Raw genomic sequence first — 13011 nt, 5'->3', positions numbered from 1 at the left:
GGATGGCAAAAACCATGAAACAGCTCGTTCAGGTATTGGGACTTCTCCCGGCGCTCTTAGCTATCAACGCAAGCCCCTCCGCGGCGGCGGATAGCCCGACGCTGGACAAGATCAAATCCAGCGGTGCGATTACGATCGGCCACCGTGAGGCCTCGATACCGTTCTCGTACCTCGGGCCCGACCAGAAGCCCGTCGGTTTCTCGCTCGATCTCTGCGCGGCGATCGTCGACCGCGTCAAGGAGGAGCTGAGATTGCCCAATCTCAAGGTCAGCTTCACCCCGGTGAACTCGTCGAACCGGATACCGCTGATCCAGAGCGGGACCGTCGACATCGAATGCGGCGGCACCGCGAATGACAAGAAACGGCAGGAACAGGTCTCGTTTTCGGTCGCCACGTTCGTCAGCCAGCCGCGATGGCTGGTCAAAGCCGCCAGTGGCGTCAAGACCGCCGGCGACCTGAAAGGCAAGACGATCGTCGTCACCCAAGGCTCCAACGCGGTCGGCTTCGCGCAGGGCGTCAACGCCAAGGAACAGCTCGGCCTTAACATCGTCCAAGCCAAGGACCATGCGGAATCCTTCCTCATGTTGAACACCGGCCGTGCGGCCGCCTTCATGGAGGACGATATTCTCCTCGCCGGGCTCAAGGCTGCGGCGCCGAATCCGGACGCACTCCTGTTCCTTCCCGAGGGTTACGCGAAGATCTACTACGGGCTGATGTTCACGAAGGGCGATGCCGGCTTCAAGGCACTCGTCGACGACGTTCTCTCCAAGCAAATGGCATCAGGCCAATTCGAGAAGACCTACGCAAAATGGTTCACCAAGCCGATCCCGCCGAAGGGTGAGAATCTCGTATTTCCGCTCACCGACGAGTTGATGGGCCGGATCGCGCATCCCAGCGATGCTGTCGACTGACTGTCGGAGCCGATCGTCTCGCCAGGTCATCCTCGTCCGCACCTGCAACTTTGAGGACTCGCGATGTTCGGAGTGCTTTTTGAACAGACGGCGGACGGCCAGCGCTATATCGACTGGCTGCTGTCGGGCCTCGGCTGGACACTCGCTCTCGCCTTCTTCGGCTGGTGGATCGCCTTCGGCATCGGGGTGATCGTCGGCGTGGGCCGCACGGTGCAAAATCGCGTCTTCGCGATACCGGCCCGGCTCTATGTCGAGATATTCCGGAACATCCCTGTCCTTGTGCAGATGTTCCTCTGGTATTTTGTTTTCCCAGAGGTGGTGCCAAGCGCAATCGGAGATGCAATCAAGCAGATCCCGCCACCATGGGCATCGTTCTTCCCGGCACTTCTTTGCCTCGGGCTCTACACGGCTTCCCGCATAGCTGAGCAGGTCCGGGCCGGCATCGAGGCGCTCCCAAAGGGACAGCTCGAAGCCGCCAACGCCCTCGGCCTCAGCGGTTACCTCGCCTATCGACACGTCATCGTGCCGCAGGCCTTGCGCCTCATCGTGCCGAGCCTCACGAGCGAGGTGATGGGCATCTACAAGAACACCTCCGTCGCACTCACGATCGGCTTGATGGAGCTGACCGCCCAGGCACGCCAGATCAGTGAAGCGACGTTCCAGACATTCACTGCCTTTGGCGCGGCGACCATCGTCTATCTCTGTCTGGCACTGATTGCCTATCAAGCCATGGCGCTGATCGACAGAGCCGTCCGGATTCCGGGTAGCGCGCCCGCCACGCTACCGGCTGACCAGGATCTCGCCGGCGGCGAAGTGCGGCAAGGCGCCTTGCCCCACGTCATGGAGGCCGCGAAATGAACGCCCTCGATTTCTCGATCGTCGCGCAGTCATGGCCCTATCTCTGGTCGGGCCTGCTGTTCTCACTGTCGCTCACGGCCGCCGCGTTCGCCATCGGCATGATTCTCGGAACCTGCCTTGCGCTGGCGCAGCACTTCGAGATTCCCGTGGTTGCCCAGATCATCCGCGGCTACGTTGCGATCATCCGGTCGATCCCGCTGATCCTCGTTCTGTTCTGGTTTTTCTTCCTGGTGCCGATCGTGCTCGGGCACCTTAGCGGCAACGGCCGCCCCATCCCGATCGGCGCCACCTATACCGCCTTCATCACTTTCGGCTTGTTCGAGGCGGCCTACTATTCCGAGATCATCCGCGTTGGACTGCGTGCCGTGAACAAGGGCCAGTTTGAGGCCTGCCAAGCCCTCGCGCTGTCCACCTACGACACCTACCGCCACATTGTCCTCCCGCAGGTCCTGCGGGTGGCAAGCCCGATCATCCTGAGCCAGACGATCATCCTGTTTCAGGACACGTCTCTCGTCTATGTCCTGTCGTTGACGGATCTTCTCGGTGCCGCCTCCAAGCTCGCGCAGCTCAACGGCCGCCTCGTCGAAATGTACCTCGTCATAGCAGTAGCCTATCTCGTCATCAGCTCTGCGACGTCCCAGTGCGTCGCCATCCTTCGCAAGCGATATGCTGTTGCCGCTGCCCGCTGACCATCGGGGTACCGAACGGGCTCGCAATGGGGAGACGAACATCCTCGATCGACTGTCAGCAATGCCACACGATCCGCCGAGATCGTCGTCGTCGAGAACGTAGTGAAGCGGTTCGGCCCGTTCAACGCGCTGAACGACGTTACCCTCAAGGTCGACAAGGGCGAGAAGATCGTGCTCTGCGGACCATCAGGCTCCGGCAAGTCCACCCTCATCCGGTGCATCAACCATATCGAGAAGCACGATGCAGGCAGGATCATCGTCGATGGTGTCGAGCTGACCAATCGCATCGCCGACATCAACAGCGTACGTTGTGAAGTCGGGATGGTATTTCAGAGCTTCAATCTTTTTCCGCACCTCACCGTCGCGGAAAACTGCATGCTGGCTCCGATCAGGGTTCGCGGGATTTCGCAGTCCGAGGCGCGCGATCGCGCACTCGGCCTACTGCGGAAGGTCCGCATTCAGGATCAGGCCGACAAGTATCCCGCGCAATTGTCGGGCGGTCAGCAGCAACGTGTCGCCATCGCGCGAGCGCTGTGCATGCAGCCCAAGATCATGCTGTTCGACGAACCGACATCGGCTCTCGACCCCGAGATGGTCAAGGAGGTACTGGAAACCATGGTCGAGCTGGCGAAAGAGGGAATGACGATGGTGTGCGTGACGCACGAGATGGGGTTCGCCCGGGAGGTCGCCGATCGGGTGGTCTTCATGGATCGTGGCAGCATCATCGAAGAGGCCGAGCCGGAAACGTTCTTCAAAGCCCCTCGCACGGAACGGGCGAAGGCTTTTCTAAACCAGATCATTCACTAGCTGAATCGGCAGCGCCCGATCGAACGCAGCTTATCGAGGCGGTGCCACAGCCCCGTTCACGACGCCCCGGAGCGCTTGGTTTCCGCGCCGATCCGAAAGTCCGATTTTGCAGCGCTGAGCGCTGCGGCGAGCTCGTCGATGTGGTAGGGTTTCGACAGTATCCGGATCCCGGCCATTTCGGCCTCGTGAACCGCGGCTTCGGCGTATCCGCTCGTCAGCAGGACCGGGATGTCGCTTCGCCTTCTCCTGATCTCGGACGCGAGTTCGACACCGTTCATGCCGCCCGGCATCATGATGTCGGAAAACACCAGATCGACGGAGCGGCCGTCGGCTAGGGCCCCGAGAGCCGCCGCAGCGCTGGCCGCGCGCGTGACCTGGTAACCGAGCTGCGCAAGCATCTCGCTGACCAGCGCGGCGACCTCGTCGTCGTCTTCGACGAGGAGAACCCGGCCATGATTGGCCTTCTTGGGACGCGCCCTGTTCAGGTCGATGAGATGCCGTTCACCCGAAGGAATATTCCTGGATCGCGGCAAATAGAGCTCGATGCTGGTGCCCTCGTCGACGATCGATTTTATTCGAACCATCCCGCGTGATTGCGTCGCAAATCCGTGGACCTGCGCAAGCCCCAGGCCCGAGCCTTTCCCGACATCCTTGGTCGTGAAAAACGGTTCGAAGACCCGCGCCAGGATCTCGGGGCTCATTCCAACACCTCTATCGATCACGGACAGACGAACGTAATCGCCCGCGATCTCGTCCTCGGCCAGGCCGGCCAGGTTCTCGCCACGGACAACGATCGTGCCGCCGTTCGGCATCGCATCGCGGGCATTGACCGCCAGGTTGAGAATGACCAGTTCCAGCTCTCCCGGATCGACCTCCACCGGCCAAAGCCCCTCCGGAAAATCGAACTCGACGTGAACGTCGCCTCTCAGGCTCCGATCGAGCAATTCGCGCATGCCGCCGATTTGCGCTGGGATGTCGACGGCCTCGGGCCGGAGCTTCTGCCGCCGTGAAAAAGCCAGAAGCTGCCTGGTCAGGCCGGCACCACGCTGCGCCGCCTGAACCATTCCTTCCAACAGACGACGCCGCCGATCAGGATCCGTCTGCCGATCGAGCATGTCCAATCCACCCGAGATGACCATCAGCAGATTATTGAAGTCGTGAGCTACTCCGCCGGTCAATTGCCCGATGGCTTCGATCTTCTGGGCCTGACGAAGTGTCTCCTCGACGCGAGCACGCTCTTCCATTTCGGCCCGCAGATGCTTGTTGGCCTCCTCGAGCGCGCGCGTGCGCTCGACCACGAGCTTCTCGAGCTCCTGGGCCGTCCGCTCGCGCGCCTGCAGCAAGGTCCGAATTTCATATTGCCGCCGGCGGGCCCGCATTGCGGATTGAATTGCGCTCGTCAGCGTGATCGGCTGAACCGGTCGCTCGAGCAGCGAAACGTTGCGGAGTGTCTCGACGATGCTGCGGCGCCAGGCAACCACCGCCGGCTGCTCGCGGTGGCTGGTGAGAATGACAAAGGGCAGGTCGGACCAGGGCGGCTGCCGCTCGATCCAATGTGCCAGCGGCTGGGTATCCTTTCCGAACAAGCCCTCCTCGGCGAGAAGGACCGCGCCCACGCCCGCCGACATCTCGCTGACCAGTTCAGGCAGACCACGACAATTGATTGCCAGAAGATTCGAATTACGGAAAAGCTCGACCGATGCCGGTCCATCGCGGCCGATCGGAGCAAACACCAGGACGCAATGATCGCGGTCGGCGCTCATTCCGACAGCCCTTCCGGCATCTCCGTGCCCGAGTAACGCGGATTCCCGGAAAAGATGCCGCTGAATCCGGTCAGCGGAGGACCGACCGTGATGCCGGCACTGCCAAGACGAAACTCGCGGATGGAATTTTCATGATTGCCGCTGCGCTTCTTCACGACCGAGAGGGCACGCCGCACCGTTCCGCCGACTTCGAAATAGCGCAGCATCAGCACGGCATCGCTCAAATAGCTGATATCGAGAGCCGTTTCCATCGGACCGACCAGCCCGTGCTGAGCGAGGATCAGGACGGTCAGCACGCCTTTCTGTCCGAGATAGCTCAGGAGCTCATGCATCTGAAGGATGAGAAATCGCTCGTCCGGCATTGCGTTGAGGTAGCCGTTCAGACTGTCGATGATAACAATTCGCGCGTTATCCTTTTCCACGCTCTGGCGCACATTGGCGGCGAATTCGCCGGGGGACATCTCGGCGGGATCGATCTGTTTAAATCGGATGAGTCCCGATTGCAGATGGCTTTCGAGGGGCAGGCCCAGCGTTCGAGCCCGGGCCTCCACCGTACCGCGACCTTCATCGAAGGCAAAGAACACCGTATGCTCACCGCGATCTGCCGCCGCGATCGCGTAGGTCAGCGCGAGAGAAGACTTGCCGACACCGGCGGCGCCCAAAAGCAGCGCACTGGTGCCGCGCTCGAGCCCTCCTCCCAGGAGCTGGTCGAGTTGCGTATTGCCGCTGGGCGTCAACTCACCGATGAACGAGGTGTGATGTTCCGCCGCCACCAGACGGGGGAATATCCGCACCCCTCCCGCTTCGATCGTGAAATCGTGGAAGCCGCCGCGAAATCGAATGCCGCGCATCTTGATCACGCGAAGCCGCCGGCGCTCCGCTCCATAATCAATGGCGAGCTGTTCGAGCATCACGACACCATGCGCGATCGAATGGAGTTGCAGATCGTCCTGGGACGACGAGAGATCGTCGAGGAGGATGACCGTGCAATTGCGGTTGGTGAAAAAGTGCTTCAGGGCCAGAACCTGGCGCCGGTATCGCAGCGGGTTCTGCGCAAGGAGGCGCAGCTCGGACAGGCTGTCCAGCACCACGCGCGCGGGATTGATCCGTTCGACCTCCTTGAATATCAGGCCGGTGGTTTCACTCAGCTCCATTTCGGCGGGGTGGAAGACGGTGAGCTCGCGCTCCGGATCGAGCGTCGTCTCCGGCGGCACCAGTTCGAAGATGTCGACGCCTTGCAGCGACCAGCCATGCCGCTGTGCCACCAGCGTCAGCTCACGCTTGGTTTCCGACAGGGAGATATAGAGCACGCGTTCACCGCAGCGGGCGCCCTCGAGAAGGAATTGAAGCGCCATCGTGGTCTTGCCCGAGCCGGGCCGACCCTCGTAGAGGTACATGCGATTGGGATCGAGCCCGCCGTACAGGATATCGTCGAGGCCGTCACTGCCGGTCGAAATCCTGGGCAACTCTCCGGGGTCGCTGGTTTGCGCCCGGCTTGATGAATTGGTCATTGAACCCCCGTGAAGCTCCATCGCCGACAGTGCGCTCCGGCCGGCCCGAGATGGGACGCGCGGTCAGCGGCCCGGTCCCAGCCGTAAGGCGAAATCTGGCAAAGAACGCCTAAGCCGGGTTCCAAGTTCCGCCCCCGGACGCATGTCCGCCAGACCGCCTGCCGCGGAACCGTTCCGGGCGCCCGCTTTAGCTTTTGCGGTCTGACTGGCGGTCCTAGACGGTCATCGACAAGGCAGTTCGCCAGCCCAAAAGCCGCACGGGCTCACTGCATCATCGCGGCCGCGATCTTCTCCGCCGACATCAGGACCGGAAAATTGGTGTTGGCGCAGGGCACCACCGGGAAGATCGAGGCATCGACGACGCGCAGGCCCTGCACGCCCTTGACGCGCCCCTCTGGATCGACCACCGCCATCGGATCGTCGGCCCGGCCCATGCGGCACGAGCACGAGGCGTGCCACACGCCGATGGTGGCCTTGCGCACGAAGGCTTCCAGCGCCTCGTCATCGTTGATGACGTCGTCGAAGGTGAAGCCCTCGACCACGAAATTGTCGATCATGTAGTGGCGCAGCACTGCCGGCCCGTCCATCAGGGCCGCGGCGATCCTGGTCAGAATCCGATTCTTGGTGTTGACCACGCCGATCTTGCGCACGCGGTCGGTATAGGAGGCCGGGAACGGCTTGTCCGTCACGGCCCTGACGACGTCACTCATCTGCACGGCCGCCATCTTGCGGAAACCGCTCATCAGGCGATCGAGGTCGCGCCGGTCGGACAACAGGTTGAACTCGACGATCGGCTCGGCTGCCGGATCACGCGAGGCAAGCTTGACCTGTCCGGTCTCGGAATAGGTCTTGTTGACGAATGTCAGCAGCGATCCGATCTGCTCGCCGACGGCGTGCCAGGCCGATTTGCTGAGCAGGACGACGAACATATCGCCTTTCGGTACGCCCTCGAGCCCGGACGAGTAACGCAGGCCAAGCTGCATGTGGCGCCTGGTGTGCTCGTTCATCCGCGCGCCGCGGCGGACAAAGGACGACAGCGAGATCGAGGGATGATCCATCAGGCGCTGGCCGACGCCCTGCAGTCCCATCAGCACGGGAATGCCCATATCCTTGAGGTGACCGACCGGCCCGATGCCGGCGCGCAACAGATGCGCCGGCGAATGGATCGCGCCGCTGGAGAGGATGATCTCGCGGGCGCGGAATTCCTGCTCCCGCCCCTCGACCACAGCCTTCACGCCGACGCACCGGGTGCCTTCGAACAGCAATTCCCTGACTTGCGTGTTGGTGGAGATCGTCAGGTTGGCGCGCTTGCGCGTGTCGCGATCAAGATAGCCCATGGCAGCCGAGACGCGTTGCTCGGCCTGGTTCGAGTGGGTCACCGGAAAGAACCCGTCGACGAACTCGCCATTCTGGTCGGCTACGAACTGATGTCCGGCCTGCTGGAAGGCTTGCGCGAACGCCTGCGAATGCCGGGTCCAGTGCTCCCTGGGGATTCGGCGGACCGGGATGCGGCCGTCTTTGCCGTGGTAGGGCCCGTCGAAATCGAGGTCGCGCTCGACCTTCCTGAAGAAGGGCAGCACATCGTTCCAGCTCCACCCCGCAGCGCCGCGTGCGTCCCATTCGTCGTAGTCGGTCGGCGCGCCGCGGTTGGCCATCTGGCCATTGATCGAGGAGCCGCCGCCAAGCACGCGTGCCTGCTCGTATTTGCGTAACGGCGGACGTCCTTCGTTCGGATTGTTGTGGCTGACGATCTGGGTCGTGACCTTGAGCTCGGTCCAGTGGAAGCGCGGATCGAAATAGGCCGTCCCCGGATAGCTGTCCCTGATCTCGGCCGGCTCGTCTCCGGGTGGTGTGTCCTGTCCGGCCTCGCAGAGCAGGACCTTGTTGGCGCTCCTGGCGGAGAGCCGGTGGGCCAGCACGGACCCCGCCGAGCCGCCGCCCACGATAATGAAGTCATACACGATTAGCGCTTCCTCTTGTTCTTGCCCGGGAAGCGTAGCGCGTTATTGTTTTGAGGTCACGTCATCGCTGCCGCGACAAAGCGCGAGCACAGCCCTCGATTGCTTTGCCTATGGCCTGGTCGCGATGCTCGCGGGCTTTACCGCTTGCTCGTTAAACTCGCCCGCAATCGCTCGGCGAACCAAACGGCAAAAATCGCAGCGAACGACAGACCGAAATAGATGGCTGTCCAAAGCAGCGCGTTTCCCGCGTTTGTCATGGCGTTCCTCCCCTTGTTATCGGCGAGAGGCTTGCAGACAATGGGGCGCGAGGCTTTGCGCTAGATCAAATTTTGCCCGATTGTATCGGGCTGAGGGCAGGCTGACCCTAGGGCCTAATCGAGAAATTCCCGGGCGGCCCTGACTTTCGCAGCGGCTCCGCCAGCCGCGCGAACTCGCACAGCAGCGACCGCGTCTTCCGGGGATCGATGATCTCCTCCACCCAGAACTTTTCAGCGGAGCGGAACGGCGAGCGCAGCTTGTTGAGGCGGTCCTCGATCTCTTTCAGTTTCTCCGCCTTGTCCTCGGCCGCGTCGATGTCCGCGCGATAGGCGGCTTCGATGCCGCCTTCGAGCGGGAGCGAGCCCCAATAGGCCGACGGCCAGGCGTAGCGGATCGAGAAGCGGTCGGCCGGCTGATGCACCACGCCGGCGACGCCGAAGGCATTGCGCAGAATCACCGTGCACCAGGGCACCGTGGTCTGGTTGACGGCGGCCATGGCGCGAACGCCCTGGCGGATGGTACCCGCCTTCTCCGCATCAAGGCCGATCATGAAGCCGGGGCAGTCCATCAGATAGACGATCGGCAAATGGAAGGTCTCAGCGAAGTCGACCCAGCGCACCACCTTCTGGCAGGCATCCGCGGTCCAGGAGCCGCCATAGTGAAAGCTGTCGCTGGCAAGCACCATCACCGCCCTGCCCTCGAGCCGCGCGAGGCCGACAATGATCGGCTTGCCGAAATTCTTGGCGACCTCGAAGAACGAACCCTTGTCCACGACCTGTTCGACGATCGGCCGTATCTTGTAGACCTGCTTGCGGTTGCGTGGCACCGCGCTCATCAGCGCCTCTTCGGTGCGCTCCGGATTGTCGGTGCACGGCAAGGTCGGCGGCAGCCCGTCAACCGACGACGGCAGATAGGACAGGAATCGCCGCGCGCAGGCAAAGGCCTCCTCCTCGGTTTCGACGGCATGATCGACCGCGCCGGCGCGGGTCTGGATATCGGCGCCTCCGAGCTCTTCCTTCGAGAGGTCCTGCCCCAGCGCCTTCACCACCGGCGGGCCTGCGACGAACATCGCGGATTTCCGGGTCATGATGGAATAGTGGCTCGCGGCAAGACGCGCGGCACCGAGCCCTGCGACCGAGCCGAGGCCGAGCGCGACCACGGGTACGCGCGACAAATTCTCCGTGGTGAAGCGATACCAGCGTGTGCCGCCGATGCCGCCCGGAAGGTTCGCCGCGCCCTTGGTCTCGATGGTCTTGACCGAGCCGCCGCCGCCGGAGCCTTCGATGATGCGGACGATGGGCAGGCGGAGATCATGCGCCATCTCCTCCGCCATCAGCGGTTTTGCGGAGATGGACGCGTCCGCCGAGCCGCCGCGCACGGTGAAATCGTCGCCGACCACGACGACGGTGCGGCCCTCGACGCGCGCGCGGCCGAACACGCAGTTCGCCGGCGTCAATTTCTGCAACTCGCCGCTGGAATCGTATTCGCCGACGCCGGAGACGGCGCCGATTTCGTGAAAGCTGCCCTTGTCGGTCAGTCTGTCGATACGTTCCCGAACAGTCAGTCGGCCCTGGTCATGCTGACGCTTGACCTTGTCAACGCCGCCCATCTCCCGCGCGAAGGCTTCGCGCCGGACGAGCTCGTCGAGTTCCGGCTTCCAGTTCATTCACTCCCTCCGAATTGATCGGCTTGTTATTGTTGTGCACGGCCATGGCGACCGGTTTGCGCGAGATGCGATTGTTGAAGACGTCGCCTTCCGCGCCGTCCATCAGGCTGCCGAGCGAGCGGCCGAGCGCGACCATCAACGGGGCGACTTCGGTATGCAGACGCTGCTCGTCATACATCGACGACAGAAGACCGATCGTGATGACGACGAAGGTCTGGTATTGCGGCGACCAGATCGGCACCGCTAGCCCGTTGATATGCGGGCTCCACAGGCCGCAGGCCACGACATAGCCGCGCTCATGCAGCGACTGCCGGTTGGCCTCGATGCGGGGCCGCAGGATCTTTGCAGCCTCGGGAGCTTCCCGCTCCATGTCCGCGATGAAGGCATCGCCGACCTCGGGCGCCAATGCCGCGGTGTAGGCTGCGCCCGCAGCGGTCGAGGCCATCGAGATGCGGCTGCCGGTGCCCTCGTGCAAGCCGAGCGCCGAGGCCGAGCGCGCGAACTGGAGATAGACCAGATGGAAACGATCCGGGACCACGAAGCCGACGGTGCCCGGCAGTTGCTCGGCGACTTCCTGGAGCCGCTGGCGGATCATGCTGCGCAGCTGCGCGCCCTTCATCATCGAGGCGCTCATCGCCACCGCGCTCGGCCCGATGCGATATTTCTGATCGCGCGGCAGATAGACCAGCTGCCCCATTCGGGTCAGCGTGTGCGTGAGCCGCGATACCGTCGAGCGCGGCAGGCCGCAGCGATTTGAAATCTCGAGATTGCCGAGCCTGCTATCGTGGCCCTCGAAGCATCGCAACACGTCGAACGCGCGCGACACCACCTGGATGACATCACCCTCACCGGCTTCGCCAGCGAGCGCACCTTGCCTACTCAACCGCTCCGAACGTCGTCCCATGATCCCTACCGCTTGTTCCGCTGTGCGGAATTAAATTCCGCTTGCAGAAGAAACTACCTCAGGCATTTTGCGACCACAACAAAAAGGCGATGGCATGCCAGAAATTAAGATCGTCACCGAGATCGCCGGACGCGTCTGCGCAACTCCCGTGCAAGTTGGAGGAACCGTTGCGGATGGCGATGAGATTGTGGTGGTCGAAGCGATGAAGATGGAGATCCCTGTGCTTTCTCCTGTGAGCGGCGAGATCACATCGCTTCTTGTGAAGCTCGACGACGTCGTTGCCGAAGGACAGGCGATCGCGATCGTCGCGAACTGACTGCATTATCCCGTCGTTTCCGCGACAATCTGTCAGCCTCATTGCTGGGTTCGCGGTACGGCGTTGCCATCGCTTGATGGCGATGACATGATCCGTTTCAAACAAAACCTGTTTCAAACAAAGAAAGAAAATCGTCGCGGCAAACGCGAGGATCATTGGAGGGAAACATGCTTCGTGGGCTGATCATGCTCGCGCCTGCCTTGGTGGCGGGCATTTCTTTTGCGTCTACACGCTATGCGTCCGCCGAAGACATCAAGCTGCCGGCGACATTGACGTTCACCGCCTATGACACCGGCACCGCCGGCTTCAACATCGCGGTCGGCGTCGGCAAGATGATGAAGGACAAATACTCGAGCGACGTGCGCGTGCTCCCCGCGGGCAACGACGTCGCGCGTCTCGCGCCGCTGCGCGCCAAGCGTGCGGTCTCCGCGGCGATGGGATCGGGCACCTATTTCGCACAGGAAGGCGTGTTCGAATTCGGCTCCAGGGAATGGGGCCCGCAACCGCTCCAGATCCTGCTCTCATCCGTCGACTGCAATTGCGGCACGCTCGGCGTGGCTGCGGATACAGGCGTGAAGGAGCTCAAGGACCTCAAGGGAAAGCGTGTCGGATTCGTCGTCGGCTCGCCAGCACTGAACCAGAACTCGCTCGCGGTGCTCGCCTTCGCCGGCCTGACGCAGAAGGACGTCAAGGTCGTCGAGTTCGCAAGCTACGGCGCGATGTGGAAGGGCCTGATCAACAACGACACCGACGCCGCGTTCGGGACCACCATCACCGGCCCCGCCAAGGAAGCCGAGACCTCGCCGCGCGGCCTGATTTGGCCGCCGCTGCCCGCCAAGGACAAGGAAGGCTGGGCGCGGATGCAGAAGGTCGGCTCGTTCTTTTTCCCGCAGACCGCGACCTGCGGCGCCGGCATCTCGCCGGACAAGCCGATCGAGCTCGGCAACTATCCCTATCCGATCTTCGTCGCCTACGCCTCGCAAGCCCTCGACCAGGTCTATGCGATCACCAAGGCGATGATCGTGAACTACGATTCCTACAAGGATTCCGCGCCCGGCGCGGGCGGGCTTGCGGCCGATCGCCAGACCAAAAACTGGGTGGTACCGGTGCACCCCGGCGCGGTGAAGGCGCTGAAGGAAGCCGGGCAATGGAGCGACGCGCAGGAGGCGCACAACAACAAGCTGATCAAGCGGCAAGAGGTGCTTGGCGCCGCGTGGACCGATTACGGAAAATCCAATCCGCCCGCGGATGACAAGGCGTTCCTCGACGGCTGGATGAAGGCGCGTGCCGCGGCGCTTGCGAAGGCCGACATGCCGAACGGGTTCGAGGATTAGTTCTCAGCGTTAATTGCCCACGCGCGGGGTCGA

The 13011-nt window shown here is 62.7% G+C and carries 11 protein-coding genes; 6 read left to right on the top strand and 5 right to left on the bottom strand.

Annotated features, from left to right (window positions below; translation table 11 throughout):
- Positions 1-14: 14 nt before the first annotated feature.
- From ABIB66_RS12705 to ABIB66_RS12690, 4 genes are all read left to right on the top strand, one after another.
- On the top strand, positions 15-911 hold the full coding sequence (locus ABIB66_RS12705) for an amino acid ABC transporter substrate-binding protein (RefSeq protein WP_354254911.1): 897 nt from the start codon (positions 15-17) through the stop codon (positions 909-911).
- A 63-nt stretch (positions 912-974) separates the two neighbouring features.
- On the top strand, positions 975-1769 hold the full coding sequence (locus ABIB66_RS12700; protein WP_354204132.1) for an amino acid ABC transporter permease: 795 nt from the start codon (positions 975-977) through the stop codon (positions 1767-1769).
- Complete coding sequence (locus tag ABIB66_RS12695) at positions 1766-2458, top strand: amino acid ABC transporter permease (protein WP_275167318.1); 693 nt, start codon at positions 1766-1768, stop codon at positions 2456-2458. The genes ABIB66_RS12700 and ABIB66_RS12695 overlap by 4 nt, the downstream gene beginning before the upstream one ends.
- A gap of 102 nt (positions 2459-2560) precedes the next feature.
- Positions 2561-3265 (top strand): amino acid ABC transporter ATP-binding protein, encoded by a 705-nt coding sequence (locus ABIB66_RS12690; protein ID WP_502918323.1) that lies wholly within the window; start codon positions 2561-2563, stop codon positions 3263-3265.
- 56 nt (positions 3266-3321) lie between these two features.
- Here ABIB66_RS12690 and ABIB66_RS12685 read toward each other — a convergent pair whose 3' ends face one another.
- From ABIB66_RS12685 to ABIB66_RS12665, 5 genes are all read right to left on the bottom strand, one after another.
- Positions 3322-5028, bottom strand: a complete 1707-nt coding sequence (locus ABIB66_RS12685) for a response regulator (RefSeq protein WP_354204135.1) — start codon at positions 5026-5028, stop codon at positions 3322-3324.
- Positions 5025-6539 carry an ATPase domain-containing protein gene (locus ABIB66_RS12680; protein ID WP_354204137.1) on the bottom strand — a complete coding sequence of 505 codons (1515 nt, stop codon included), beginning with the start codon at positions 6537-6539 and terminating at the stop codon, positions 5025-5027. Before ABIB66_RS12680 ends, ABIB66_RS12685 begins: the two co-directional genes overlap by 4 nt.
- Before the next feature lie 263 nt (positions 6540-6802).
- Entirely contained in the window at positions 6803-8500 is a 1698-nt protein-coding gene (locus ABIB66_RS12675) for a GMC family oxidoreductase (RefSeq protein ID WP_354254910.1), read from the bottom strand.
- 364 nt (positions 8501-8864) lie between these two features.
- Positions 8865-10424: an acyl-CoA carboxylase subunit beta gene (locus ABIB66_RS12670; protein ID WP_354204139.1), complete on the bottom strand. Its 1560-nt coding sequence runs from the start codon at positions 10422-10424 to the stop codon at positions 8865-8867.
- Positions 10354-11328, bottom strand: coding sequence for an IclR family transcriptional regulator (locus ABIB66_RS12665; protein WP_354204141.1), 975 nt, complete (start codon positions 11326-11328; stop codon positions 10354-10356). Before ABIB66_RS12665 ends, ABIB66_RS12670 begins: the two co-directional genes overlap by 71 nt.
- 94 nt (positions 11329-11422) lie before the next feature.
- Here ABIB66_RS12665 and ABIB66_RS12660 point away from each other — a divergent pair, with 94 nt between their 5' ends.
- Complete coding sequence (locus ABIB66_RS12660) at positions 11423-11644, top strand: acyl-CoA carboxylase biotin carboxyl carrier protein subunit (protein WP_063992790.1); 222 nt, start codon at positions 11423-11425, stop codon at positions 11642-11644.
- A 167-nt stretch (positions 11645-11811) separates the two neighbouring features.
- A complete protein-coding gene (locus ABIB66_RS12655) occupies positions 11812-12978 on the top strand; it encodes a TAXI family TRAP transporter solute-binding subunit (protein ID WP_354204143.1) in 1167 nt (388 codons plus the stop codon).
- The last annotated feature ends 33 nt before the right edge of the window (positions 12979-13011 follow it).

Source organism: Bradyrhizobium sp. F1.13.3 (genome assembly GCF_040548265.1).
Taxonomy (GTDB): domain Bacteria; phylum Pseudomonadota; class Alphaproteobacteria; order Rhizobiales; family Xanthobacteraceae; genus Bradyrhizobium.
The sequence above is the reverse complement of the archived record's forward strand: the minus strand, read 5'-3'. Positions and strand labels throughout refer to the sequence as shown.